The 26,452-nt window shown below is 54.6% G+C and carries 25 protein-coding genes and 1 tRNA gene; 15 read left to right on the top strand and 11 right to left on the bottom strand.

Going from position 1 to position 26,452, the window contains the following annotated elements:
* The first annotated feature begins 30 nt into the window (after positions 1-30).
* Positions 31-567: an NADPH-dependent FMN reductase gene (locus BUC32_RS00445; protein WP_073248282.1), complete on the top strand. Its 537-nt coding sequence runs from the start codon at positions 31-33 to the stop codon at positions 565-567.
* Here the strand turns inward: BUC32_RS00445 and BUC32_RS00440 are convergent.
* Positions 564-962: a VOC family protein gene (locus tag BUC32_RS00440; protein WP_073248280.1), complete on the bottom strand. Its 399-nt coding sequence runs from the start codon at positions 960-962 to the stop codon at positions 564-566. The two genes, BUC32_RS00445 and BUC32_RS00440, sit on opposite strands and share 4 nt — an antisense overlap.
* A gap of 42 nt (positions 963-1,004) precedes the next feature.
* On the opposite strand from BUC32_RS00440, the gene BUC32_RS00435 reads away from it, so the two are divergent.
* Positions 1,005-1,808 (top strand): FAS1-like dehydratase domain-containing protein, encoded by an 804-nt coding sequence (locus BUC32_RS00435; RefSeq protein ID WP_073248278.1) that lies wholly within the window; start codon positions 1,005-1,007, stop codon positions 1,806-1,808.
* Positions 1,809-1,858: 50 nt separating this feature from the next.
* Here the strand turns inward: BUC32_RS00435 and BUC32_RS00430 are convergent, their stop codons facing one another.
* The gene (locus BUC32_RS00430) at positions 1,859-2,893 is read right to left on the bottom strand and encodes an NAD(P)/FAD-dependent oxidoreductase (RefSeq protein WP_073248276.1); all 1,035 of its coding nucleotides are present in this window, start codon (positions 2,891-2,893) and stop codon (positions 1,859-1,861) included.
* A 59-nt stretch (positions 2,894-2,952) separates the two neighbouring features.
* On the opposite strand from BUC32_RS00430, the gene mnmD reads away from it, so the two are divergent.
* Both mnmD and BUC32_RS00420 read left to right on the top strand, forming a co-directional pair.
* Positions 2,953-3,627, top strand: a complete 675-nt coding sequence (gene mnmD, locus BUC32_RS00425) for a tRNA (5-methylaminomethyl-2-thiouridine)(34)-methyltransferase MnmD (RefSeq protein ID WP_073248274.1) — start codon at positions 2,953-2,955, stop codon at positions 3,625-3,627.
* Complete coding sequence (locus tag BUC32_RS00420) at positions 3,624-4,490, top strand: DMT family transporter (protein WP_073248271.1); 867 nt, start codon at positions 3,624-3,626, stop codon at positions 4,488-4,490. The genes mnmD and BUC32_RS00420 overlap by 4 nt, the downstream gene beginning before the upstream one ends.
* On the opposite strand, the gene BUC32_RS00415 is transcribed toward BUC32_RS00420, so the two are convergent.
* A complete protein-coding gene (locus tag BUC32_RS00415; protein ID WP_073248674.1) occupies positions 4,491-6,440 on the bottom strand; it encodes a lytic transglycosylase domain-containing protein in 1,950 nt (649 codons plus the stop codon).
* Between the two features lie 164 nt (positions 6,441-6,604).
* Between BUC32_RS00415 and dapA the strand changes: the two genes are divergently transcribed.
* Entirely contained in the window at positions 6,605-7,477 is an 873-nt protein-coding gene (gene dapA / locus BUC32_RS00410; RefSeq protein ID WP_073248268.1) for a 4-hydroxy-tetrahydrodipicolinate synthase, read from the top strand.
* A 76-nt stretch (positions 7,478-7,553) separates the two neighbouring features.
* Here dapA and ubiB read toward each other — a convergent pair whose 3' ends face one another.
* Positions 7,554-9,086 (bottom strand): 2-polyprenylphenol 6-hydroxylase, encoded by a 1,533-nt coding sequence (gene ubiB / locus BUC32_RS00405; protein ID WP_073248672.1) that lies wholly within the window; start codon positions 9,084-9,086, stop codon positions 7,554-7,556.
* Complete coding sequence (ubiE, locus tag BUC32_RS00400) at positions 9,083-9,835, bottom strand: bifunctional demethylmenaquinone methyltransferase/2-methoxy-6-polyprenyl-1,4-benzoquinol methylase UbiE (protein WP_073248266.1); 753 nt, start codon at positions 9,833-9,835, stop codon at positions 9,083-9,085. Before ubiE ends, ubiB begins: the two co-directional genes overlap by 4 nt.
* Positions 9,836-9,986: 151 nt before the next feature.
* On the opposite strand from ubiE, the gene mutM reads away from it, so the two are divergent.
* The 7 genes from mutM to gyrB all read left to right on the top strand — a co-directional run bounded on the left by mutM (position 9,987) and on the right by gyrB (position 19,026).
* Positions 9,987-10,838 carry a bifunctional DNA-formamidopyrimidine glycosylase/DNA-(apurinic or apyrimidinic site) lyase gene (gene mutM, locus BUC32_RS00395; RefSeq protein ID WP_073248264.1) on the top strand — a complete coding sequence of 284 codons (852 nt, stop codon included), beginning with the start codon at positions 9,987-9,989 and terminating at the stop codon, positions 10,836-10,838.
* 64 nt (positions 10,839-10,902) lie between these two features.
* The gene (locus BUC32_RS00390; RefSeq protein ID WP_073248262.1) at positions 10,903-11,679 is read left to right on the top strand and encodes an enoyl-CoA hydratase; all 777 of its coding nucleotides are present in this window, start codon (positions 10,903-10,905) and stop codon (positions 11,677-11,679) included.
* 222 nt (positions 11,680-11,901) lie between these two features.
* Complete coding sequence (gene rpsT, locus BUC32_RS00385) at positions 11,902-12,165, top strand: 30S ribosomal protein S20 (protein ID WP_073248260.1); 264 nt, start codon at positions 11,902-11,904, stop codon at positions 12,163-12,165.
* Between the two features lie 503 nt (positions 12,166-12,668).
* Positions 12,669-14,027: a chromosomal replication initiator protein DnaA gene (gene dnaA / locus BUC32_RS00380; RefSeq protein WP_073248258.1), complete on the top strand. Its 1,359-nt coding sequence runs from the start codon at positions 12,669-12,671 to the stop codon at positions 14,025-14,027.
* Positions 14,028-14,226: 199 nt separating this feature from the next.
* Positions 14,227-15,345: a DNA polymerase III subunit beta gene (dnaN, locus tag BUC32_RS00375; RefSeq protein WP_073248256.1), complete on the top strand. Its 1,119-nt coding sequence runs from the start codon at positions 14,227-14,229 to the stop codon at positions 15,343-15,345.
* A gap of 56 nt (positions 15,346-15,401) precedes the next feature.
* The gene (recF, locus tag BUC32_RS00370; RefSeq protein ID WP_073248254.1) at positions 15,402-16,511 is read left to right on the top strand and encodes a DNA replication/repair protein RecF; all 1,110 of its coding nucleotides are present in this window, start codon (positions 15,402-15,404) and stop codon (positions 16,509-16,511) included.
* Positions 16,512-16,611: 100 nt separating this feature from the next.
* Positions 16,612-19,026 (top strand): DNA topoisomerase (ATP-hydrolyzing) subunit B, encoded by a 2,415-nt coding sequence (gyrB, locus tag BUC32_RS00365; protein ID WP_073248252.1) that lies wholly within the window; start codon positions 16,612-16,614, stop codon positions 19,024-19,026.
* Between the two features lie 487 nt (positions 19,027-19,513).
* Here gyrB and BUC32_RS00355 read toward each other — a convergent pair whose 3' ends face one another.
* The 6 genes from BUC32_RS00355 to BUC32_RS00335 all read right to left on the bottom strand — a co-directional run bounded on the left by BUC32_RS00355 (position 19,514) and on the right by BUC32_RS00335 (position 23,849).
* On the bottom strand, positions 19,514-19,918 hold the full coding sequence (locus tag BUC32_RS00355; RefSeq protein ID WP_073248248.1) for a pyridoxal-phosphate dependent enzyme: 405 nt from the start codon (positions 19,916-19,918) through the stop codon (positions 19,514-19,516).
* A 35-nt stretch (positions 19,919-19,953) separates the two neighbouring features.
* Positions 19,954-20,133, bottom strand: a complete 180-nt coding sequence (locus BUC32_RS20345; RefSeq protein WP_139280600.1) for a hypothetical protein — start codon at positions 20,131-20,133, stop codon at positions 19,954-19,956.
* Between the two features lie 232 nt (positions 20,134-20,365).
* Positions 20,366-21,232 carry an NAD(P)-dependent oxidoreductase gene (locus tag BUC32_RS00350; protein ID WP_083599183.1) on the bottom strand — a complete coding sequence of 289 codons (867 nt, stop codon included), beginning with the start codon at positions 21,230-21,232 and terminating at the stop codon, positions 20,366-20,368.
* 202 nt (positions 21,233-21,434) lie between these two features.
* Positions 21,435-22,427, bottom strand: coding sequence for an NAD(P)H-dependent flavin oxidoreductase (locus BUC32_RS00345; RefSeq protein WP_073248244.1), 993 nt, complete (start codon positions 22,425-22,427; stop codon positions 21,435-21,437).
* A 105-nt stretch (positions 22,428-22,532) separates the two neighbouring features.
* A complete protein-coding gene (locus BUC32_RS21190) occupies positions 22,533-22,958 on the bottom strand; it encodes a GFA family protein (protein WP_083599182.1) in 426 nt (141 codons plus the stop codon).
* 426 nt (positions 22,959-23,384) lie between these two features.
* Positions 23,385-23,849, bottom strand: coding sequence for a MaoC family dehydratase (locus BUC32_RS00335; protein ID WP_073248242.1), 465 nt, complete (start codon positions 23,847-23,849; stop codon positions 23,385-23,387).
* 99 nt (positions 23,850-23,948) lie between these two features.
* Here BUC32_RS00335 and BUC32_RS00330 point away from each other — a divergent pair.
* The 3 genes from BUC32_RS00330 to fcl all read left to right on the top strand — a co-directional run bounded on the left by BUC32_RS00330 (position 23,949) and on the right by fcl (position 26,450).
* A tRNA-Val gene (locus BUC32_RS00330) sits at positions 23,949-24,024 on the top strand.
* A 328-nt stretch (positions 24,025-24,352) separates the two neighbouring features.
* Positions 24,353-25,471, top strand: coding sequence for a GDP-mannose 4,6-dehydratase (gene gmd / locus BUC32_RS00325; protein ID WP_073248240.1), 1,119 nt, complete (start codon positions 24,353-24,355; stop codon positions 25,469-25,471).
* Positions 25,472-25,475: 4 nt separating this feature from the next.
* Positions 25,476-26,450, top strand: coding sequence for a GDP-L-fucose synthase (gene fcl, locus BUC32_RS00320; RefSeq protein ID WP_073248238.1), 975 nt, complete (start codon positions 25,476-25,478; stop codon positions 26,448-26,450).
* Positions 26,451-26,452 lie beyond the last annotated feature (2 nt).

The raw sequence follows: 26,452 nt of genomic DNA, 5'->3' as shown, positions 1-26,452 counted from the left end.
TAGGGTCCTCCTAAGCACAAGGAGACGTCGATGGTGAACTATACTCTTTTGGGATTGTCGGGCTCATTGCGTCAGACATCAGCCAACAGCAAACTGCTGCTTGAAGCCGCCCGCCTTTCGGGGGGACAATTCGTGCAGGCGGACTTGAGACTGCCCCTTTACGACAATGATATTGAAGACGCCCATGGTTTGCCTGACGAGGTTCAAAAGCTTGTGCGCCAGGTTTCTCAGGCAGATGCTGTGGCTATTTCCACTCCGGAATACAATTCTGGTGTCTCCGGGGTGCTGAAAAACGCACTTGATTGGATCAGCCGGGCAGACGTCAAACCCTGGACAGACAAACCGGTTGTGTTGATGTCCGCTGCTGCGGGCAGGTCTGGAGGCGCACGCGCGCTGACAATGCTACGTTCGTGCATGGTGCCATTTCGCGCGCAGGTGATTTCGGGCCCCGAGGTGGCTGTGGCAGATTGCAACAATCAGTTTGATGAGAGCGGCCGACTGTCTCCGCGCTACGAAAAGTCTCTTGCCGAATTGATGAAGGGTCTCGCCAGCGAAGCCGCCCGTTAATGGTGGTTACTGATTTCCAGCAAGTTGCCATCCGGATCACGCAAATAGATCGACATAATCGGCCCGGTGGCGCCTGTGCGCCTGACTGGTCCGTCTTCAATCGCCACATTGCAGGCGCTCAGATGTGCCTGCCAATCCGCGACTGGAACATCGCTTAGAAAACAAAGGTCTGCTGAGCCGGGCATGACGCACGCCGCCTTTGGTTCAAATTCGCCCCCTGAAGGGTGCAGGTTGATCTTTTGTGATCCAAAACTCAGTGCCCATCGCACACTCCCGTCCACAGGTTCGAATTTCTCGGGCATCATGCCCAAAACCTTGCCATAAAAAGCAATTGTTTCATCTACATTTGTAACCGTCAGAACAAGATGATCCAGCGTTGATAGTTTGGGTGTCATATGGACTTGCTCCGGGGTTTAGCCGGCCCTAGTTTTGGCCACATGCAAGATGCCCTTTCAGACAGCCACAGTCAAAGTGATGCAATGGATCCAGCGCGCGCAACAGCTTGTCTGACGACTCTGTCCCTACCTGCGACCGTTGCCAGCGGCGATCCCTTGCCGCCATTTTTTCATCAACTTTATTTTTGGGAGGCTCAGCCACCCGCCGATCTGGGCCGCGACGGACACCCAAAGGTTGGCGGTGGGATCCCAGACATGGACCTGCCACGCCGCATGTGGGCGGGTGGGCAACTGGAATTCCACGAGCAATTGCGCGCAGGCATCACGGCAAGCAAGACCACAACTGTGGTTTCCGCGGCGCACAAAGACGGACGTTCAGGTCCGCTTGGTTTCGTAAAACTGCGGCATGATTTTACGCAAGGCGGCAATCTTTGCGTCACCGAATTTCAGGACCTTGTCTATCGCGAAGACCCGGATCCGAAGGCCCTAAAACCTGTCGTACCCCAAGCCCGAACAAACGAAATCTGCTCAGAAACCCACTGCTTCAACAGTACACTCTTGTTTCGTTATTCGGCGCTTACATTCAATGGTCACCGCATTCATTATGACATCGACTATGCCAAAGACGTCGAAGGCTACGGCGGCCTTGTCGTGCATGGGCCATTGCTGGCCCAACTACTGATGTTGAAGGCTGAGCGTGAACTTGGCAGCCTAAAACGGTTTTCGTTTCGCGCCACATCACCGCTGATGCATTTTGAAGAAGCCAAATTGTGCTGGGGCGGCGATGGCACACTTTGGGTCCGCGGCCCGGATGGCCGTCAAAACATGATCGCCGATGCCAGCTAGGCCCGCGTTTTACTTTTTTCCCAAAGACTCCCGCCGGAGGCATCCCATATTCACAGCGACGCCCCCGGTTTGAAATCTTCGGGAATGCCATCAACACCGTCCAACAGCAGTTCAGCCATGACTTGCCCCACTTTGGGCGCCATCCCAAAGCCAATTTTGAACCCGCCGTTGGCGATAAATTCGCCATCCCGCGTTGGGTGATCTCCAAGCATCGGCGCGCGGCTTTTGGCGCGAGGACGTACACCAGCCCAACGTTCGATCACTTTGGCATCTTTCAGCACAGGGACCACAGCATAGGCGCGCTCCAGAACCGCGTCCAACTGGGCGTCGGTCGAGGTGGGATCGTCAAATTCCCGTTCGCTGGTAGACCCGATAGCCACGGTGCCATCAGCATGAGGCACCACATGCACCGTATCAGCAAACAGTTGCGGCAGGTCCGCGCGATCCAATTGAAGCAATGCCGATTGCCCTTTGACGCCATTGCCAACCATGCGGCCCATTTCTTGGGACAAATCCAGCAGCCCCTGCCAACCCGTGGCCCAGACGATTTTGCCTTCCGCTGCGCCCTCATGCACAATTTCACCGCCCCGGGCCAGGACCGCTGCTGTCAATGCAGCCCCGGCACCGCGCGGACTCATCCTCGCAGTTAACGTGTCTTGGATCAGATACCCTGTAGGCGTCACAGGCACCCATTCACCAGCTTCATCCGCACTAATCACCTGCCACAGGGCTTTCCCGCGCCATAGATCTTTGGCAGTTTCCGAGCGAGCCTGTGCCAATTCCAAACCACGATCATTCATCACCGGCTGCAAACGGCCCGTGCGCGCATACCCCGGGGAGACTCCTCCGGTCGCTTCAACGTCAGCCCAAAACTCTTTGGCCATAATGAGGCTTTGAAACTGGAACTCTTTCTTGTCGTTCCAATTTTCCGGGGTGTGTGGAGCAAGCGCGCCCACCAAACCGCCAGACGACCCTGCGCCTACGCCGCCCGGATCGACCACCCGAACTTTGGCACCCTTGGCAGCGCAGGCCCACGCCACGGCCAGACCAAAGGCCCCTGCCCCCATCACTGTTACATCCACCATTGCCAAATCACCCGCCTTGCACCAATGCTCGTTCCAATAAGTTTCTAAGGCATCCCGACATGAGCGACCAGCACGCAAATCTGGAGTGGCGCGACGGCGTTGTACCGGTGTCGACCCAGTTCGATGACCCGTATTTCAGCCTTGAAAACGGGCTGGCTGAAACGCATCATGTGTTCCTGCAAGGCAACGACCTGCCCCAGCGTTTTGTTCCCGGTTTCCACATTGCCGAGTTAGGGTTCGGCACGGGGCTTAACCTGTTGACCACATGGGCTGCATGGGACGCCAGCGGCCAGACCGGACCTTTGAAATTCACCAGTTTTGAGGCCTTTCCAATGCACGCTCAGGAAATGGAACGTGCATTAGAGGCCTTTCCAGCTCTTGCCGCTTATGCGGCGCGCCTTGTGAAAGCATGGGACGAAGACAATACGTTGGCGACCCTTGACGGGATTACGGCCGAAGTTGTGATCGGAGATGCACGCGAAACACTGAAGGCCAAAACCTTTTTTGCAGATGCGTGGTTTCTGGATGGGTTTTCGCCAGCCAAGAACCCAGAACTCTGGAACGCCGATTTGATGCAAGCCGTCGGGGATCACACCAAGCCGGGCGGCACAGCCGCGACCTATACAGCCGCAGGCTTTGTACGCCGCAATCTGACGGAAGCAGGCTTTGAAGTAACCCGTGTTCCCGGATACGGGCGCAAACGTCACATGACCGTGGCAGGGAGGCTTTCATGAGTGATAACAACACCCGCCTTGGCATCCTGTTGATGTGCAGCGCGACCTTCGTGTTTGCCGCTCAGGACGGTCTGTCGCGCCATCTGGCAAGCGAATACAGTGTCTATCTGATCGTCATGATCCGATATTGGTTTTTTGCCGCCTTCGTGGTGGCCTTGTCTGCGCGCCGACCCGGTGGTTTACGCAAGGCCATCGCGACCAAGCACCTGTTCCTGCAGTGTTTTCGCGGTGTATTGCTGGCGATGGAAATTGTTGTGACGGTGGTTGCCTTCACCTTGCTTGGCCTTACGGAAACGCATGCAATCTTTATCTGTTATCCGTTGATTATTGCAGCCTTATCCGGCCCTATTCTGGGCGAGACCGTCGGCTGGCGGAGGTGGAGTGCGATTGGCGTGGGGATGGTCGGTGTCCTTATCGTTCTGAAACCAAGTGCGGGCGTTTTTTCACCCGCAGCAGTCATTCCATTGGTCGGCGCGTTGATGTTCGCAGTCTACGGCCTGCTGACCCGATATGTGGCGCGCGATGATGGATCAGCTGTCAGTTTCTTTTACACCGGCACCGTCGGCATGGTGGTGATGACCGCCATTGGGATTTGGTATTGGGAACCGATCAGCAGTGCCAACTGGATCTGGATGGGTATGCTTTGCTTTACAGGCGTGTTGGGGCACTGGTTGTTGATCAAAACATATGACCACGCCGAGGCCAGCGCGGTGCAACCCTTTGCCTATCTTCAACTGCCTTTTGCCGCCGGATTCGGCATGTTGTTGTTTGGGGAAACCCTGCGCACAAACGTAGCCATTGGGGCCGCGATCGTCGTTTGCGCGGGTCTGTTCACACTGTGGAGAGAACGTCGCCGCGCCTGATCATCGGGTTGGTTTCACCGAGCTTCCAACCAATTCTTTGCTAAACGGGATCGGCAATGCCTTTTTGCCCAATCGCGCGCGGTACACCGGCAGGCTTTCTGAGACACGCATCACATAGTTCCGGGTCTCGTTGAAGGGGATGTGTTCGATCCAGTCGACAATATCCATGCCCCCGCGTCGTGGATCTCCACGGTCTTTCATCCAGCGCACAGGGCGCCCCGGACCGGCATTGTATCCGGCAGAAACCATAATCACATTGCCATCAAACTGATCGCCAAGCCCCGCCAGATAAGCCGAACCCAGTTTGATATTGTATTCAGGTTTCCCGGTGAGCCACGCATGGCTGTAAACCTCACCAATGGCAGCAGCGACCTGCCTTGCGGTGGCGGGCATCACTTGCATCAGGCCGCGCGCACCAGCACCAGAAACAACCACTGGGTCAAACTCGCTTTCACGACGGGCAATCGCCAATGACATTTCAGTTGGGACAGGCAGTTTGGTGTCAATCATCGGGTGCAAGGGGTAATATGGCCCCGGCAACACGATCCCGCGTCGGACCATCTTTTTACCAAGCATCACCGCGATGTGCGGCGCGCCGAGGTCCTGCACCATGGTGCCCATCTGGCCCAATGTCTGGCGATCCTGGGTTTCCGATTGATGGACCCAGAACCGTTCGGCCAAAGACAATTCACCAGCCTGCAACAGCAGCAAAGCCGCGTGATGCACCGATGACTTGGTGAAACTCGCTGCGCGCCAATCGGGGAATTTTTCGCTTCCACTCAGGGCTGCATCAACCGGCAGCCCTGCCTTTTCCGCCGCCAAAAGTCCGTAGAAACTTGTCTGATGCGCACCGCCTTCGGTATAAGCGCGTTTTGCGGCTTCGGTGTCGCCCATTGCTTCATGAGCGCGACCTCGCCAATAGCCGCCGCGACCCAAAGAAATCGGTGTTTCGACCGGCGCTTCGAACCGTTTGAAATGGCCCAATGCGACGCCCGGCTTGTTCAGGAACCGCAACGCCACATAGCCCGCGATCCATTCGCAATCAGAGTAGGCATAACCGTCCTCCGGTGTCAGGCCGTGATGGGCCGCGATCTTGTACGCGGTGTCATAGTTGCCTGCACGCATTTGCTTGCGCGCCAGATCGCGACGACGAAGCGACCAGTCTTTGGCCTGACCAAGGTCACCCGAGATGCTGCGTGCCAGCAGAATTTCAATGGCACCGTCATCACGCCCTTTGCGTGCGCGCCACACGAACCGCTCATACGCCATTCCGGGATCAGATTGCAGCGCTGGCGGTACAGCCGCGATCAGCCCATCCACCCCTTTGGACCGCGCCCGCAACCCCAGACGGGCGTCAGCCAACCTGTCCCAGCCCTCATTGACCAAGGGTTTCATGCGTTTGGTGTTGCTCTCCCAGTTTTTCCACAACACCATGTCCATACGCGCCGTGTGGTGGGGTTTGAGCAACTTTCCATAGCGGTCAAGAAATCTCTGATGGGTCTGCGGTCCAATTGCCATGGTCTTCCACGCATTCACCGCAAGTGCCTGCGCCTGCTCTGGTTGGCCCAGCTTTTCCAAAGCGCGCGCCTGAATCAGCACCCCCTGAGGGCCTTGTGCATCTCCGTAGGCAAAGAATGCACTGATCTGGCGACGGGTGGCATCGCCAAAAGCCTGTTCGGATTGTTTTCGCAGATACGGCAAGCCGGGCCAGTCCGGGCGACGTTCAAGAAAGGTCAAAACTTCGGATGCGGACCCGAGGCCCGAACGCAATCGATGCCATTCCACAATGTCGCGAGCCACACGCCCTTCGCCGCGCACCTCGGCAGCGGCCGAGTCCCAGTTCTTCGAGCGCACCGCTTCCATGGCACGCGACACAGGCGTTTCAGCCTGTGCCAATCCGGCACTAATTACGAAAAACCCAGTAAGAACGGTCAAGATGGCACGCAACATGTCTTGCAATTTCCAATGCGACAAAGGATAGAAACCCACAGTAGTGGCGTGCGAGCCTGCCGACAATTCACAAACTTGGCAAGGCGACGAACCCGGTAGGGTTTTGCACGTAAATCTGCTGAAACGGGCGTTTCGCCCAGCTACGCAATGAAAAGGAGCGTGTTATGTTTACTGGGTCTCTACCCGCACTCGTCACGCCGTTCACGAACGGCGAGCTGGATTTAGAAACGCTTAAGAAGCTGGTCGAGTGGCATATCGGCGAAGGTTCGAACGGCTTTGTACCGGTTGGCACCACTGGCGAAAGCCCAACACTGACTCATACAGAACATGACGCAGTTGTGGAAACCGTTGTGAAAACAGCCGCGGGCCGCGTGCCTGTGATTGCCGGTGCAGGGTCCAACAATACGTTGGAGTCAATTCGCCTGGCTCAGGCCGCGGAAAAGGCAGGCGCCGATGCGGTTCTCGTGGTCACACCCTATTATAACAAACCGACGCAGCGCGGGTTGATTGCCCATTTCACCGCGATCCACGATTGCTGCAATCTGCCAATCATTATCTACAATATTCCGGGCCGTTCGGTTGTGGACATGTCTCCTGAAACCATGGGCGAGCTGGCAAAACTTCCGCGCATTGCTGGCGTCAAGGATGCCACCGGTGATCTGAGCCGCGTCCCTCAGCAGCGCATCACCTGTGGCGCGGACTTTGTGCAACTGTCTGGTGAAGACGCGACCGCACTAGGTTTCAATGCCCACGGTGGCGTTGGCTGTATCTCGGTCACAGCAAATGTCGCGCCCAGACTTTGCGCCGAGTTTCAGGCAGCCACACTTGATGGCAACTACGCCAAAGCACTGGAATATCTGGATCGTCTGATGCCTTTGCACATGGCGATTTTTGCAGAGCCTGGTCTGGTTGGCGCGAAATATGCGATGTCAAAACTGGACCTTTGCAACGAAGAGGTGCGCTTGCCTTTGACAGGCCTTAGCGATGACGTCAAAGCGCAGATTGATGCGGCGATGGCATCAGCTGGCTTGCTCTGATCTACACGGCTATTCAATGCAAAAGCCCCGGTCCAAACCGGGGCTTTTTATTTGTGTCAGCACTAGACGCAGATTATTAGCTCAAGATCAGGATCGCCGCGGCGATGGCGGCCCCGATACAAGCCCCCCCAAGTCCGGTTGACAAAACCAACGCCCAATTCCGGCGGGTGACTTCTTCGACGGGTGTTGCCTGACGGATCAACGCGCCCTCGACCAACCCCGGAAGTCTGGGGCCAAACCGCGCCAGTACACGGGCGGTTCTCATCAGATCACGGCCAAGCGCTTTGGGGCCAATGCTTTGTTTGATGTAATCTTCCACCACTGGCTGCGCGACATCCCAGATGTTGACCTCGGGATCAAGCGAGCGGGCCACGCCTTCGACGACGACCATGGTGCGCTGCAACAAGATCAACTCGGTCCGGGTTTCCATTCCAAAGCGTTCAGTCACTTCGAACAGATAGCTTAGCAAACGTCCCATCGAAATGCGTGTCGCATCCATGCCAAAAATCGGCTCTCCGACCGCCCGCAGAGCTCGGGCAAACTCGTCTACATCCTGATTGGCCGGGACATACCCCGCTTCAAAATGAACTTCGGCGACACGTTGGTAATCACGTTTGATAAAGCCAAACAGAATTTCGGCATAAACCCGGCGGGTGTATTCGTCGATATGCCCCATGATGCCAAAGTCGTAGGCAATGATGTCGCCATTCGCCGCGACCTTGAGGTTGCCCTGATGCATGTCAGCGTGGAAATACCCGTCGCGCAGAGCGTGGCTCAGAAACAGCGCCAACACCCGGTTGCCCAAAGCGTGGCGATCGTGTCCGGCGGCATCCAAGGCGTCATTGTCGCCCAAAGGCTCACCTTCGGCCCAGCCCAAGGTCATAACCCGACGGCCGGAAAACTCCCAACGAACTGTGGGAACCTGAAAGCCCTGATCTTTCGCCGTGTTGGCGGCAAATTCACTGGCTGAAGCCGCTTCAAGCCGCAAGTCCAGCTCTCCGGTGACCACTCCGTCGAAATGTTCGATGACATCTCGGGGGCGCAATCGGCGCGACGCCGGGGACAAGAATTCGATGGTATCGGCAGCAAAATAGAAGGCATCAACATCCTTGCGGAATGCCTTTTCGATGCCGGGGCGCAGAACTTTGACGGCAACTTCTTCGCCGGTTTCTGCAATGCACGCCTTGTGGACTTGAGCGATTGACGCCGCAGCCACCGGTTCGGAAAATTCCGAGAAAACATCGGCGACCGGGTGACCCAGTTCATCCTCGACAGAACGCTTGGCCACTTCCAACGAGAACGGCGGCAGCTTATCCTGCAACACACGCAATTCGGTGGCCAGATCAGGCCCGACAACATCCGGTCGCGTTGACAACACCTGTCCGAACTTGATGTAGGCAGGCCCCAGCGCGTTCAGGGCGCGGACCACCGGCGGCATCGTGGGATCACCCTTAATGCCAAGCCAGCGAAACGGCCAGACAACTGTGCGTGCAACAATGCGCAGCGCATGCGGCGCGTCCATCGCATCCATCACCACACTCATGGCGCCGGTCCGCTCCATCGTGGCACCGGTTCGGATCAGTCGCCAGATGTTATGCGGGCCTCTCAAATCTTCCACCCTGAATGAAGCGCCGCAATCCCCAATGACAAGTTGCGGTACTTAGCATTCTCAAACCCAGCGGTCTTCACCATGTCCAGAAACGTGTCCTGGTCCGGGAATTTGCGGATCGATTCGACAAGATACTGATAGCTGTCGCGGTCACCCGCAATCATCTGGCCCATACGAGGAATGATGTTGAACGAATAAAGGTCATAGGCCTTTTGCATCATGTCGTTGGGAATTTGGCTGAATTCCAGCACCATCAGACGACCGCCCGGTTTCAGCACGCGGTAAGCTTCGTTCAGCGCCTCTTGGGGGCGGGTCACGTTACGGATACCAAACGAAATGGTGTAAACATCAAAGGTGTTGTCCTCAAACGGCAACGCCATCGCATCGCCAACAACCCAGTTGAGGCTTTCCACCATCGCCGAGGCCTCAGCACGTTTGCGCCCCTCAACCAACATTGGTTCCGTGAGGTCTAGTACAGTGGCATGCCCATGCCCTGCGCGATCCAGAAAGCGGAAAGAAATGTCGCCGGTGCCGCCAGCCACATCCAGTAAACGCTGGCCGGGGCGTGGTGCCAGCCAGTCCATCATTGCGTCTTTCCAGACACGGTGGATGCCCATGCTCATCACATCATTCATCACGTCATATTTCGACGCGACCGAATTGAATACGCCCTGCACTTTGCCAGCCTTTTCAGCCTCGGGAACGGTGGTAAATCCGAAATGGGTGGTATTTTGATTGCTATCGCTCATGGCTCTGACCGCAAATTAAACTGGGCTCTTCTTATAGGGCCGTCGGGCAGCATACAATGCGCTGAATTTGTTCCTGTCACTCAGAGTTATGGTTCATTGAGATGCCGCAACAGGCTATTCTTTTGAGCCCGCCCAAACCGAAAGCCAGATCATGCCTGAACTTCCCGAAGTTGAAACCGTACGACGTGGCCTTTTGCCTTCTATGGAACACGCCCGATTTTCTGATGTGGCGGTGAATCGCCCCAATTTGCGCTGGCCGTTTCCCGAACGTATGGCAGAGCGCCTGACCGGCGCGCGGGTGAACGCACTTCGGCGGCGGTCAAAGTACATTCTGGTGGAATTGGATACCGATGAAACGCTGTTGATCCATCTTGGTATGTCTGGGCGCATGACCGTATCAGGTGATCCTTTGGGGCAGTTCGTGCACACCCATCCACAGGCCGAAAAACATGACCACGTGGTGTTCGATATGGATAACGGAGCACGTGTGACATTCAACGACCCGCGCCGGTTTGGGGCGATGGACCTTTTGACAACGGCCACGGTCGACGCGCATCCGTTGCTGGCGAAACTTGGCCCGGAACCTTTGGGCAACGGTTTTGACGAAGACTATCTTGTGAAATCTCTGGAGAATCGAAACACCCCGGTCAAATCCGCGCTTCTGGACCAGCGAATTGTCGCGGGATTGGGCAACATTTATGTCTGTGAAGCCCTGTACCGGGCAGGCATATCGCCACGTCGCAAAGCGGGAAAGATTGCTGCGGAACGCACTGCGAGCCTGGTGCCAATCATCCGCCGGGTGCTGTCTGACGCGATTGATGCGGGGGGATCTTCGCTCAAGGATTTCCGCCAAGCTGATGGAGAACTTGGATATTTTCAACATAGTTTCGATGTGTACGGTCGGGAAGGCGAGGCCTGTCATACATCCGGATGTGATGGGGTGATTGCGCGAATCACTCAATCGGGACGCTCATCCTTCTATTGTCCGCAATGCCAAAGATAGCTTGATCCGCCCCTGAACAATGGTAAGAAATCGTTCCTGACCGGAACAAGAGAAAGCACCACTCATGGCTTTTGAGACGATCATCGTCGAAATCGAGGACCACGTGGCCCTCGTCAAACTGAACCGCCCCGATGCACTGAACGCGCTGAACCAACAGCTTTTGGGAGAGCTGATGCAGGCTCTGGAAGAAGCCGATGCCAATGACAAGGTGCGCTGCATCTTGCTGACAGGCTCGGAAAAAGCTTTTGCCGCCGGGGCAGACATCAAGGAAATGTCGTCGATGAGTTTTGTCGACGTCAACGCATCCAATCTGTTTGCCGCATTTGGGGATGGCATTCAGCGGATCCGCAAACCCGTGATTGCAGCCGTTTCTGGCTATGCGTTGGGGGGCGGTTGCGAACTGGCAATGGCCTGCGACTTTATCATTGCGTCAGACACCGCCAAATTCGGCCAGCCTGAAATCAATCTGGGTGTTATTGCCGGTATGGGCGGCAGCCAACGTTTGACGCGTGCCGTGGGCAAATCCAAATCGATGGATATGAACCTGACCGGACGCTTTATGGATGCCGAAGAGGCCGAGCGCGCCGGACTTGTCAGCCGCGTCGTGCCAGCCAAAAAGATGATGGAAGAGGCGATGGGCGCAGCCCTGAAGATTGTCGAGAAATCGCTGATCACGGCGCGCACAGCCAAAGAGGCCGTGAACCGCAGCTTTGAAAGCACCCTGACCGAAGGTCTGTTGTTTGAACGCCGCGTGTTCCACGCCCTGTTCGCGACCGAGGACCAAAAAGAGGGCATGGCCGCGTTTATGGAAAAGCGTCAGGCCCAGTTCCGCGACAAGTAACTTTGGCTCGACACATTTCAGAATCGGGGCGGCATATAGGCCGCCCCTTTTTTCTTTGGTGGTTTTTGGGTTGCATCCCTTCCAAAAATCATTAGTAAGCGCCCTCAATACATGCGCGTGCAGCCCGCTCTGGCTTGAATCGATTCCCTAAACGGGACGGTCCCTTTCGGGCAGTGGCACGTGTGATAACTGAACGAAGTATAATTCAAGGACCTGAGATTCATGGCAAACTCACCTCAAGCGAAGAAACGCGCCCGTCAGAACGAAGCCCGCTTTGCAGTCAACAAAGCCCGTCGTTCGCGCATCCGTACGCAACTGCGCAAAGTTGAAGAAGCTATCGCTTCTGGCGACAAAGATGCCGCAACGGCAGCTTTGCGCACAGCTCAGCCTGAGCTGATGCGCGGTGTGACCAAGGGCGTTTACCACAAGAACACAGCGTCGCGCAAAATGTCGCGCCTGTCGGCACGTGTGAAGGCTCTGGGCTAAGCCCAAACCTACAAGCTATTGAAGAGAAAGGCGTCACCAGCGGTGGCGCCTTTGTCGTTTTCGGTGCCAATTTCGAGCCCGAGAGATTCTTTTTTACAAAACCCCGAGTCAAGTTCGAAGATCGGTTGCCCGGGGCGCATCGGTGTTGCTAGTTTCAATCCAGCGATTCACATCGCCCGTCGGGGGGACAGACACCAGCGTTATATGACTTTCGGGTCGTATTTCACAGAGAATGCCGCAGGGATTTCTGCGGACGTCTACTGTGTCTGGCCGATGAAGCTTTTTGGCTTTCGGTCTGTCCTTCAAACTGCGCAACCAGCGCGCCATTGAACTAAAAGTCTGTCAAAGCAGGGGCTTTGATTGACGGGGCATTTTACGTTCAGAGGCACTGCAAAGTTGGAAAAACGCAGGGTCCGATGGGTTGCGATTTGAAAAGCGACTCATGAATTTTGGGCACTGTTAAGCCCGTAGATGCACGGCACGAAGGTTAGAAACGGGGACACATGATACAAGAACAATGGGGCACGTTGAAACAGGATCTGCTAAAGACTGTTGGGCAGAATAATTTCAAGACCTGGATTGAGCCTCTGGAATTTGCGGACTTGACCGAAGGTGCTGTGACCTTTCATGTCCCGACCAATTTTTTCGGCAACTATGTCTCTCAAAATTTTGGCGACCTGATTCTGCACAAACTAACGTCCAACGGGCAACGCGTTCAGCGCGTGCACTTCAAGGTATCGGCGAATTCTTTGGACCGTCCTGCACCGCGCCCTGTCGCCGAGAAAACGGATTTTGTCTCTCCGTCCGTCACCAAAGACAGCCTTCCAGGCGCCCCGCTGGATGCGCGTTTCACATTTGACAGCTTCGTTGTCGGTAAACCCAACGAATTGGCCAATGCAGCCGCACGTCGTGTTGCCGAAGGTGGTCCAGTGACCTTTAATCCGTTATTTCTTTACGGCGGCGTTGGCCTTGGCAAAACCCACCTGATGCATGCGATTGCCTGGGACCTGCAACAGCGCCGGCCGGACCTGAACGTGGTGTATCTGTCGGCAGAACAATTCATGTACCGTTTTGTACAAGCCTTGCGTGATCGCAAAATGATGGATTTCAAACAACTGTTCCGCTCGGTCGATGTACTGATGGTAGACGACGTGCAATTCATTGCCGGCAAGGACAGCACGCAGGAAGAGTTCTTTCACACCTTCAATGCTCTGGTCGATCAGAACAAACAGATCATTATTTCTGCAGACCGAGCACCGGGAGAGATCAAAGATCTTGAAGATCGGATCAAATCCCGCCTGCAGTGTGGCCTTGTGGTTGATCTGCACCCAACGGACTATGAATTGCGCCTTGGCATTCTTCAGACCAAAGTTGAGCAATACCGCGAACAATATCCGGGATTGCAGCTCGCTGATGGGGTGCTTGAATTTCTGGCCCACCGCATTTCCACCAATGTGCGTGTGCTTGAGGGCGCATTGACAAGATTGTTTGCCTTTGCGTCGCTGGTGGGCCGTGAAATCACAATGGAACTGACTCAGGACTGCCTGTCTGACGTTCTTCGGGCCTCCGAGCGCAAAATCACTGTTGAAGAAATCCAACGCCGGGTCGCGGAACACTACAACATCCGTCTGAGCGACATGATTGGCCCCAAGCGGGTGCGCACCTTGGCTCGCCCTCGTCAGGTGGCGATGTATCTGAGCAAACAACTGACCAGCCGCAGCCTGCCCGAAATTGGCCGTCGGTTTGGTGGCCGCGACCATACGACCGTGATGCATGGCGTAAGACGCATCGAAGAGTTGCGTGTTCAGGATGGTCAGATCGCAGAGGACCTCGAGTTGTTGCGCCGCGCACTCGAAGCTTGATCAAAATATATAGAAAAAAAGTGGCCGTGCCTTTGGGTGCGGCCTTTTCTTTTGTTATCGCCCACGGATGGCACAAATCATCGCGCTTGACGTGCATCCGGGTTGACGCCCCATTGGTTTAGGTCGACAAAAGCAAAAAGGCTTGCGCCGAAGGGGGAAACCGATAGTGTGCCCCTCCCGGCAGACGGAGGAAATTGGTATGAAGATCAGTATTGAACGCGGTAATCTGCTCAAAGCAGTCTCGCAGGCACAATCCGTTGTCGAACGCCGTAACACTATTCCAATCCTTGCCAATGTGCTGATCGAAGCCGAAGGCGACACGGTTCAGTTCCGCGCCACAGACCTTGATATCGAAGTGGTCGACAAAACCCCGGCAATGGTTGAACGCGCCGGCGCCACAACAGTATCCGCCACGACCCTGCACGAAATTGTTCGTAAGCTACCGGATGGTGCACTGGTTACGCTGACAGACGACGGCGCTTCGGGTCGCCTGACCGTCGAAGCTGGCCGGTCAAACTTTTCACTGGCCACGCTGCCGCGCGAAGATTTTCCGGTGATGGCATCTTCCGAATACCAATCGAATTTCTCGGCCCCGGCTGCCATGCTGCGCCGCCTGTTTGACAAATCCAAGTTTGCCATTTCGACCGAAGAAACCCGCTATTATCTGAATGGCGTCTATATGCATGTGTCAGACGGCGAAGGCGGCAAGGTTTTACGTTGCGTGGCAACCGATGGCCACCGTCTGGCCCGTATTGATGCTGACCTTCCACAAGATGCTGCGGATATGCCCGGCGTCATTGTGCCCCGTAAAACGGTTGGCGAACTGCGCAAATTGCTAGACGACGACGAGATGCAGATCGCGGTTTCGGTATCTGAAACCAAAGTGCGCTTTGCCACACCCGAGATCACTCTGACATCCAAAGTGATCGATGGCACGTTCCCGGATTACACACGCGTTATTCCGCAAGGCAACACCCGCAAGCTGGAAGTCGATGCGTCGGAGTTTGCGCAAGCCGTGGACCGTGTCGCCACCGTGTCTTCTGAGCGTTCTCGCGCGGTGAAGCTGCAGTTGGACGAAGACAAGCTTGTACTGTCCGTAAACGCTCCAGACAGCGGTGCGGCGGAAGAAGAGCTGGTAGTTGCCTATAATGACGAGCGCCTTGAGATCGGATTTAACGCCAAGTACCTCCTGGAGATCGCCAGTCAGGTTGACCGCGAAAACGCTGTCTTCATGTTTAACTCGGCAGGTGACCCGACCCTGATGCGCGAAGGCAATGACACCAGCGCCGTTTATGTTGTCATGCCGATGCGGGTGTGATCGGCTAACGCCGATGCCCGCAGTGCGAGTGTTCTTTCAAGAAAGAAGATAGCGGCATGACCGCGCTTTATCTGAACAAACTCTCGCTGTCCCATTTTCGTTCCCACAAAAAGGGCGCCATCGACTGCGATGCGCGTCCCGTAGCGATTTATGGGCCCAATGGCGCGGGCAAGACCAACATTCTTGAAGCCGTATCTCTGATGTCACCTGGACGCGGTCTAAGGCGGTCAAGTGCCGAGGCCATGACACGTCGCCCCGAGGCTCTGGGGTGGAAAGTTTCAGGTCATTTGCAATCGCTCGGACAGTTGCACGAGATTGAGATCTGGTCAGAGGGTGGCAATGCGCGGCAACTAAAGCTCGATGGTAAATCTGCGCCACAAACCGCGCTTGGTCGCGTTGCGCGGGTGTTATGGTTGATCCCTGCCATGGATCGTTTGTGGATCGAAGGCGCCGACGGCCGACGACGTTTTCTGGATCGCATGGCATTGTCTTTCTTTCCGGGTCACGCCGAAGCATCTCTGACCTATGAAAAGTCGATGCGAGAACGAAACCGGCTGCTGAAAGATCAGGTGCGGGATGCTGCCTGGTATGGCGCGCTTGAGGCTCAGATGGCCGACGCAGGTGCAATCATTCATGCCAACCGGGTTTCGGCGCTTTCGAATTTGGATGTGGCGCAAGCCAATGCGGAAACCGCCTTCCCAATCGCTGAACTGACCCTCACGCAGGCCGAAGGCACCCTACCTTCTGCGGCGGCTGACCTGCGGGAGGCCTTTTCAGAAAGCCGCCCACGTGACCTGATGGCGGGCCGCACGCTGGTGGGACCCCATCGCAGTGATCTGGACGCTGTCTATGCGGCCAAGGGTGTTCCCGCCAAAGATTGCTCCACCGGAGAGCAAAAGGCGTTGCTGATCTCGCTGATCCTTGCCAATGGTCGTGCCTTATCTGACGGTTTTGGCGCACCTCCGATCCTTTTGCTAGATGAGGTCGCCGCCCATCTTGATGCGGGCCGCCGGGCTGCGCTTTATGAAGAGATTTGCGCGCTTGGCGCCCAAGCCTGGATGACCGGAACCGGGCCGGAATTATTCTCGGATCTTGGCGCACGTGCGCAATATCTGGAGGTAACGGATATGAATGGCCTCTCTCAGATCGAAGGTCGTGATTCTTAAGGGTCAATCAACGAACCCATCTTGAAAAATCTTACGTCTATTGCGTGACATTCCCGGTCTGACCCCCTATTTTAGGTGGACTGATAAAGGGAAATATCACATGTCCGACGAGGCGCAGAACACACCGGAATACGGCGCGGATTCCATCAAGGTTCTCAAAGGCTTAGAAGCTGTCCGCAAACGCCCCGGCATGTACATCGGGGATACTGATGATGGGTCGGGCCTGCACCACATGGTCTATGAGGTCGTGGACAACGGCATTGACGAGGCGCTGGCGAAGCACGCGGACCATGTAAAGGTCAAAATCCACGCCGATAGCTCAGTCTCGGTTTATGATAACGGGCGTGGGATTCCGGTTGGGATTCACGAGGAAGAGGGCGTTTCAGCCGCCGAAGTTATCATGACCCAGCTGCATGCGGGCGGCAAGTTCGACTCAAATTCCTACAAGGTGTCGGGGGGTCTGCACGGTGTTGGCGTATCGGTTGTGAATGCGCTTTCGGACTGGCTTGAACTGCGCATCTGGCGCGAAGGCAAAGAGCATATTGCCCGGTTTGAACATGGCGATACCGTCAAACATCTTGAAGTGGTTGGCGAGGCAGAAACCACCGGCACCGAAGTGCGGTTTATGGCGTCGCTTGATACGTTTTCAAACCGGGATTTTGTGTTTGAGACCCTGGAAAAACGTCTGCGCGAGCTGGCCTTTTTGAATTCGGGTGTGCGGATTATCCTCGAAGACCTGCGCCCGGCAGAGCCGCTCAAAACCGAGTTATTCTACGAAGGTGGCGTCAAAGAATTTGTCAAATATGTTGACCGTCACAAGACAGCGATGATGCCCGAGCCGATCTATGTCATTGGCGAAAAGGACGACATCGGCGTTGAGGTGGCGATGTGGTGGAACGACAGCTATCACGAAAACGTCCTGCCGTTTACCAACAACATCCCGCAACGCGATGGTGGCACCCATATGGCGGGGTTTCGTGGCGCGCTGACCCGCACCATTAACAATTATGCCCAATCAACCGGTATTGCCCGCAAGGAAAAGGTCAGCTTTACCGGAGATGACGCGCGCGAAGGTCTGACCTGTGTGCTGTCGGTCAAAGTGCCCGACCCCAAGTTCAGCTCGCAAACCAAAGACAAGCTGGTCAGCTCGGAAGTGCGCCCGGCGGTTGAGGGACTGGTCAATGAAAAGCTGGCTGAGTGGTTCGAAGAGAACCCCGCCGAAGCCAAAATCATTGTCGGCAAAATCATCGAGGCCGCTCACGCCCGTGAAGCCGCCCGCAAAGCCCGCGACCTGACCCGCCGCAAGACCGCGATGGACGTGAATTTTCTGGCGGGCAAGCTGAAGGATTGTTCGGAGAAAGACCCGTCCAAAACCGAAGTCTTCCTGGTGGAGGGGGATTCTGCGGGTGGATCAGCGCAGACAGGACGTGACCGCCAAACACAGGCCATTCTGCCGCTCAAAGGTAAGATTTTGAACGTCGAACGCGCCCGGTTTGATCGTATGCTGGGAAGTCAGGAAATTGGCAATCTGGTTATGGCGCTTGGCACCGGCATTGGCCGCGACGAGTTCAACCTCGACAAACTGCGCTACCACAAGATTGTCATTATGACCGATGCTGATGTCGATGGTGCCCACATCCGAACTTTGTTGCTGACGTTCTTCTACCGGCAGATGCCTGAGTTGATTGAAAACGGGCATTTGTATATCGCCCAGCCACCGCTTTACAAAGTGTCGCGCGGCAAATCCGAAGTTTACCTCAAGGATCAGGCCGCCATGGACGACTATTTGGTCGACCAGGGGATCGATGGTGCCGTTCTGCGACTGGGCAATGGATTTGATATCAATGGTCAGGACCTTTTGCGTGTAGTGTCCGAAGCCCGTCAGTTGAAACGTGTTTTAGATGCATTTCCGACCCATTATCCACGCCATATTCTGGAACAGGCCGCGATCGCAGGGGCCTTTGTTCCCGGCGCCGTAGACGCCGACCTGCAAGGCGTGGCCGACAAAGTTGCTACGCGGCTTGATCTGATTGCCTTGGAGTACGAGCGCGGTTGGCAAGGGCGGATTACGCAGGACCATGGCATCAAATTGGCCCGCATCTTGCGTGGCGTCGAAGAGGTGCGCACGTTGGATGGTCCGATGCTGCGATCTGGTGAAGCACGTAAGACCGGCAGCTTTACCGAAAGCTTGCAGGAGATTTACAACACGCCTGCGACATTGATGCGCAAAGACCGTAGCCAGATGATTTATGGCCCACTGGATTTGCTGCATGCGATCCTGTCCGAAGGTGAAAAGGGCCTATCCCTGCAGCGCTACAAGGGCTTGGGTGAAATGAACCCGGACCAACTCTGGGAGACAACACTTGATCCGGATGCCCGCACACTGTTGCAGGTTAAGGTCGAGGATATGGCCGAGGCAGACGACCTGTTCACCAAATTGATGGGCGATGTGGTGGAACCACGTCGCGAGTTCATTCAGAAAAATGCGCTGAGTGTTGAAAATCTGGATTTCTGATTCCTTGTAGGAATGCGCATAGCGCTTCGCGAAACCCAAAAATTTTCGCATAATGCCCAAAGTGCTTCGTATAAGCACTTTGGGCATTATGAAGTCTGATATGAAATGCTGAATTTTTCTTTCAATCTATCAACTGTTGAGCGCCACTTTGGGATCTTGGGTTGCAAACCGAATTTTGATTCCCGATGTAGGTTCAGGCACAATTTTGCACTCTGACATGAACGCCTGGAGAACGAGGGTCTGTGGCAAACCCAGATTAGTGGAAATTGCAAACGCAGCACTCGCGAGTATGGGCGGATTGTGGTGAAAAACTCCAGTTTTGTCGAAAATCGGTGAAAGAAATGCTTTTTGAGAGGCGGTCGAAAATTTTGCCCAGGGGGTCGGCCAAAACTTCAGCTGTGCAGCGTGGGCGACTGTCACGGTTACTCCGGGCAAGAGGCATCAACGATATTAGCGCGACGGAAATTGGCAGAAAAAGCTGAAACGATTACTGATCGGGTAAAACAAGATCAGAGTAACCAAACAGACTGGAAGAGCCGCCTGTGTGCAGAAAGAGGATCCGTTGATCCGAAGTAAATGTTCCGCTCTTTATCGCGTCAATGAGCCAGGCCATTGCTTTCGATGTGTAGACCGGGTCGATCAAAATCCATTCCACCTGGGCCAACATACGTAAGGCCTCGAGGCCTGCCGGTGTCGGTAACCCGTAGGCTTCGCCAATAAAGCTGTCTGAGATTGCCAAGGACAATGGAGAAGATAGAGTGTCAGGTGAAAACAATTCGGCGGTTTGGTGAACAAGGCTCTGAACAATTGGTGCCATCGCGGCAGCGTCATACTTCACGGAAACGCCATGGATGGGCAGATTGACCCCAAGTGCCGAAAATCCAACGATCAAAACCGCCTGCGTACCGCCGCTGCCAGTGGCGTGTACTAGGCATCAAACTCGATACCTTCCTGCGTCGCTTGGCTGGCAATTTCTGCTGCAGCACTGACATAGCCCAGTGCACCTTGGGCGCTCGATCCGCCCAATGGCATAATATAGGTGCAATCTGCATATCGCTGCTGTGCAACAAACGCAGGCCGCATAATCAAACAAACCAGATGAGCCAAACTCTCTCTTAGTTTACGTAGCCATTGGTTCCAAAAACCCTGACGACGGACAGTTTGATGATCTTGTCGGTAGTATTCAACATTGTGGTTTCCTCGTTTTGTGGTTGGTGTGCATCACCATCAAAACGGACAACCATCATCTCCTTCAAGAGATGTGCCGTCCCCATTTCAGCTTGCTGGGAAGGGGACGGTGTCAGATCACATTGAGACTAATTCAAGTTTACCGTTGCTTCTAAGATCGCAAGATGTTGATCAATGCCCCTACGTCGTGGTTTCCAAACCCCTTCTTGATGGCCTTATCGAAGAGCTTGCGCATGAATTCGGATATCTCCGGGCTGTATCCTGCCTCGACTGCAAATTCCGTCATGTAGTCAGAAGTGCCCGCCCAAACCTCCACGGTGGCTTCCGCCGTCTCAAGGTCGCCAGATGCAATCTTTTTCAAACTCTTAATCAAGGCATCACTGTCTTGATCCGCGTCCTTCGTAATGTTTTTGTAAAACTGGTCCAAAGGTATGTTGGCCGCTTCGCAAATCGCGGCACCGTTAAGTGTTCCGATGATCCGGCCAAGACTTGCGGACAAAGTCGCCAAATTTAGCGCGGAAGCTTTGCTCGGGTCGCTGCCGAGATACTCGATTTCAGGTGCAAACGCGCGTAACAGCGGAGCCGCTGTAACCAGGGCTTTCTCGTCGCCGGAAACAAGTATGCGAGCCGCATCGCTGCCAATATCGGATGGGTAGGCAATAATCTCACCGTCAAGGTAGAAGATGCCCTGTTGTAGCGCCCAGTCATGCGTTGCCTTGGCGGTTCGTGGCGTGGCGGTCGTCAATTGAACCAAAACGCGTCCTTCCAGAGCTTCGGCGCAACCCACTTGTCTCAGAATTTCGTCAGCGGCTTCGTAGTCGTAGACACAAACCACTATGACGGGGCTCGTCAGAATGGCCTCCTTTGGGCCAGCCGCAACGATCAGTCCCAGTTCCTGAAGCGGCTTGGCTTTGTCGGCTGTTCTGTTCCAAACGACTGTATCAAAGCCAGCTTTTGCGGCCGTCTTCGCCAGAACCAAGCCCATGTTCCCTAACCCTATAAAGGCAATGTCGGCCATTGGCTTCTCCCCTTTTCTTGAATGAGGCTATTGCAGCCGAAGGCCATTGAAAATGGCCTGGCTGAAGTTAATGCTGTTACTTTTGAATCTTGTGGCCCTCCTATTGGGCAGGCGTTAAGGCCATCTTGCCTCCACCACATTGAAAAATGTCACGACAAAAAACAGCGCGCTTCATTTCTGAATACATGCTCAGGGTGTTTGCCTAAAGAACTGAGGTACCTGCCCGCAGGCACTTCTTCGCATCACGATGAATTTCTTCAACGATATCAGATACGGGCATGACTTCGCGAACCAAAGACACGCCTTGACCTGACCAGAGCGACATCGCCTCCACATTGCCGACAGTTTGGGGTTGCGGTGTGTAGCTTTGGTAGCGCTCAACTGGCTCACCTGCGGAATCTTGACCAATCATTTCTTTTTCATTTGGTCTTTCACCAGGAGCGGGGCTTCCAGCTTCTGCCCAGGTTCTTGATGTCGAGTTGATCAGTGTACGGTGAGGTGCATCTGGCCAATCAACATCGTATAGATCGTGGGCCCATTGGGTATCGGCCTCGGATGCCTGCAGGATACGGGATCGGTATTCTTTATGGATCGTCGCCTCGGGGCTCGCCAATAGACGTGTTCCAATCCAAACACCTGATGCTCCAAGCATCAATGCGGCAGCCATTCCACGCCCGTCTGAAATCCCGCCTGCGGCCACGACTGGGAGATCAACCGCATCAGCCACTGCCGGAATGAGTGCCATAGTCGAAACCTGCCCCCACACATGTCCACCTGCCTCCCAGCCTTGAGCTACGATGACATCCGCACCAGCATCTGCAGCAATTCTGGCCTCGTTCGCATTTCCGACGCTTGCTAAAACAACCAGGCCTCCAGCTTTTGCGCGTGCTATGGCTTTCGGTTCCACTCCCCAGAAAAGAGAAACGCCATGAACGCCTTTATTAATGCAGGTTTCCAACTGTTTTTCGTAAGGAAATGACATATTCAGAATAACAGCGAAGTTCCTGTCGGTCAGTTCTCTCAGTTCGTCAATTTTTGCACCTACATCTTCTTCGGGTATTTCCCACAGCGGCACGACCCCATAGCCCCCGGCATTGCAAACTGCAGCCACAAGTTCGGGGCCAACGGCTCCAGCCATCGGTGCGGATAAGATGGGTTTTTCAGTTTCCAAAACTTCCAAAAGGCGAGGTTTCACAGGTCATCTCCAATTAAATTGGCTGGCTACGTGTTATAGTGTTACGCATCCAAATTGTCAGTGTTTGCTTTGAGGCCCGCCTTTGTAGGCTCACGCAGCAACTACTCAGTCTTCTGGTTTCCAATCTGGCTGGGTCTTGAATGAAACGACATCCTTACCAAGCCGGTCCCAGTGCGGTTTATCTTGCTCAAAAATCACGACTTGGACTTCCAGTCCGGTCGTATCATCCATTGTACCAAGCGTCAGCGTCAGATGATCAGGCGTCCTGGTATTCGTTCCATAGATGTGACTTCCGCAGTTCGAACAAAACCCTTTTGTGACTTTCGAACCCTTGCTGGACGAATAGCTAAACTCGTTTGGGTCCCCACTTAAGGAGACGGCGTTCGACCTGAACATGACTCCTACAGAATGGCCAGTTCCGCTAAGTCGACGGCACTCTTCACAATGACATTGTGCAACAACGACTGGCAGTCCATCGGCGACGTATGACACCTCGCCACACAAGCACTTTCCAGTATACGATTTGTTCATTCGCAAGAGACTACTGGACCACGCAGTTCTCGCAACGCCAAAGTTAACTTCTGTTTCAGGCAAAAAGGCCGGAAGCTGAAAATCGCAAAAATAAAGAAGAAGATGTGATTTAAAAAAAATGCCAATTTCTTAACTGAAATCGTGAAATTCGATCTGCAAAATGCTAAAGATTTGTCACTCCGACAACATCTTCTTATTAAAAAGGGGGGTAAGAAGTGGGTTCGTTTGGAAAAAATAAAAACATGTTTATTCAAATAGTTGCGACGAATTCTTTGGAGTTCTGTTTCTGATTTTTTCCTTTAACTTGGGCGATGTTCGCGAACGGGTTCGCGGAGTCCTACATTCCAAAAGAAATCCGACAACAGATTTGTGCGATAACGCCGACAAAGTTCACTCTGCCGGTCTTTGCGCCTCTGAGGTCCCTGTTTACAGATGCATAAGATAGGATTGATGCCCCTCGACAACTTTCACGCCGTCTTGGTTGTGAATGCTGATATCCACTGTCAGCACGCCGGTCGTTGTGTTTTTCTTTAACTCGGACACGACAAAGCTCGGGTACAGGGTATCACCGCAGTAAACAGGGGCCAGAAACTTAGAGGATTGCTCCAAAAACCCGATCAGCGCTTCGCCCATTTCATGTGCCAGAGGGCTTGCTCCAATCGCAGCTTGAATCAAGGTCTGATAGCCATGGGCCATCAAGTCACGATGCCCCAGACGTTGAAGATAGGCGCGGTCGTAGTGAATGGGGTGGTTGTCACCACTGGCGGCCTGAAACGCTGCAAAAACACCTTCTGTCATGGTGCGCGATGGGGCGCGAAACACTTCTCCAACTCGAAATTCGTGGAATTTCCGTGTGGCATGGGTTTGATGATCTACGGGGCTAAATGTCATGCCCAATTGAGACACGGCCAGCCCGTTGCTGTCAATTCGACAGAAGTGCAATTAAGGGTCTTGCGCTTGTTCTCATCATTGGCTAAACCCGCGCCACTCGGGTCGTTAGCTCAGTTGGTAGAGCGCTTCGTTTACACCGAAGATGTCGGGAGTTCGAGCCTCTCACGACCCACCACTCCCCCAGAGTATGAACTGATGCAGCTGCTGGGCCTGCGCGTCTTGGCGCATCATGAGAAACAAGCACATTCCCATTTTCTGACGTCGGTATAATCCTCGCAATCCATCATTCACTTCCCCCATTGGGACCTATATGAAAACCCAAGGTTATGAACTGTAATGTGTTGGCATCGACTTTCAGATACGCCGAATGAGCTTTTGTTGAGGTTTTCCGCGATTTCATCTCGATTTCTTCCGTTGAAAAGCTCCTGAAACTGACCAAATGTGAACGAAGTCAACCACACGCCCATTGACCCGGAACTTTACCGGAGAGAAGGAAGACCAGTATGAAGAAAGCATTAATCACCGGCATCACAGGCCAGGATGGGTCGTATTTGGCCGAGTTTCTGCTGGAAAAGGGCTATGAGGTGCATGGCATCAAACGCCGCGCGTCTTCGTTCAACACTCAGCGCGTGGATCATATATACGAGGATCCGCACACGGATCAGGCACGCTTTAAACTGCATTACGGAGACCTGACGGATTCGTCGAATCTCACCCGTATCCTTCAGGAAGTACAGCCTGACGAAGTGTATAACCTTGGGGCGCAATCCCATGTTGCTGTCAGCTTTGAGGCACCGGAGTATACCGCCGATGTAGACGCCATGGGCACTTTGCGATTGCTTGAGGCCATTCGTTTTCTTGGGATGGAAAAGAAGACCCGCTTTTATCAGGCCTCGACGTCTGAGCTTTACGGTCTGGTGCAGGAAACACCGCAAACCGAGACCACCCCTTTCCACCCGCGTAGCCCCTATGCCGTGGCCAAGATGTACGCCTATTGGATCACCGTGAACTACCGCGAAGCTTACGGAATGTATGCCTGCAACGGCATCCTGTTTAATCACGAAAGCCCGCGCCGGGGTGAGACCTTTGTGACACGCAAAATTACACGTGGACTGGCCAATATTGCCCAAGGTCTGGAAGATTGCCTCTATATGGGCAACATCGATGCCCTGCGCGATTGGGGCCATGCCAAAGACTATGTGCGAATGCAGTGGATGATGCTGCAGCAGGGCTCGCCAGAAGATTTTGTGATCGCCACCGGGGTGCAGTACTCTGTGCGTCAATTCATTGAATGGTCCGCAAGTGAACTGGGGATTAAGCTGGCCTTTGTAGGCACAGGCCTTGATGAAGTTGCCACGGTATCTGCAATCACAGGTGACAATGCGCCGGGGCTGAAGGTTGGCGATGTTGTCATGCGCATTGATCCGCGTTACTTCCGCCCTGCTGAAGTGGAAACCCTGTTGGGCGATCCCGCCAAGGCCAAGGATAAACTGGGTTGGGTGCCGGAGATCACGGTTCAGGAGATGTGTGCTGAAATGGTGGCCGAGGACCTAAAGGCCTCGCAACGCTATGCCCTGTTGAAAGAACACGGCATGGACGTGCCTGTGTCGATCGAAGGATAGATCCATGAAGATTTTTGTTGCAGGCCACCGGGGTATGGTGGGCGGCGCGATCCTGCGACAGTTGCAGGCCCGCAAGAACGCCGGAGCAAACATTGAAATCATTACACGTACCAGCACGGAACTGGACCTGACCGATCAGGCCGACGTGCGGGAGTTCATGCAATCTGTGCTTCCCAATCAGGTGATTCTGGCGGCGGCCAAGGTTGGCGGAATTGTCGCCAACAACAACTATCCGGCGCAATTTATCTACGAAAACCTGATGATGGAATGCAACGTCATCCATCAGGCCTATGAGGCAGGCGTGCAAAATCTGCTGCAACTGGGGTCCAGCTGTATCTACCCAAAAATGGCCGAACAGCCGATGCGCGAAGATGCGCTGCTGACGGGCGAACTTGAGCCCACCAACGAGCCCTACGCGGTGGCCAAGATTGCCGGGATCAAACTGTGTGAAAGCTATAATCGTCAGTATGGCGTTGATTATCGTTCGGTGATGCCAACCAATCTTTATGGGCCCGGCGATAACTTCCACCCTGAAAACAGCCACGTTCTGCCTGCCCTGATCCGCCGTTTCCACGAAGCCGCGCAAACCAGTGCAGACGAGGTCGTGATCTGGGGCACCGGCACACCGATGCGCGAATTCCTGCACGTGGACGATATGGCCGCGGCTTCGCTGTTTGTGATGGATCTCGATCCGGACACTTACAAACGCGAAACCCAGGAGATGCTCAGCCACATCAATGTCGGTTCTGGCACCGACGTGACCATTCGCGAATTGGCGGAAACCGTCGCAAAAGTGACCGGCTTTGAAGGGAAACTGTCGTTTGATTCAACCAAGCCCGACGGCGCGCCACGCAAACTGATGGACGTCAGTCGACTGGCCCGATTGGGATGGACCTACTCGACGGAACTTGAAGAGGGAATTCGTGGAACCTACGAGTGGTTTCTCGCGCAGGGACCCAATAATCTACGCTCAAAGTAACA

Source organism: Shimia gijangensis, from assembly GCF_900142085.1.
Classification (GTDB): Bacteria; Pseudomonadota; Alphaproteobacteria; order Rhodobacterales; family Rhodobacteraceae; genus Shimia; species Shimia gijangensis.
Note: the sequence above shows the minus strand (reverse complement) of the source record. Positions and strands in the feature narration are given on the sequence as shown.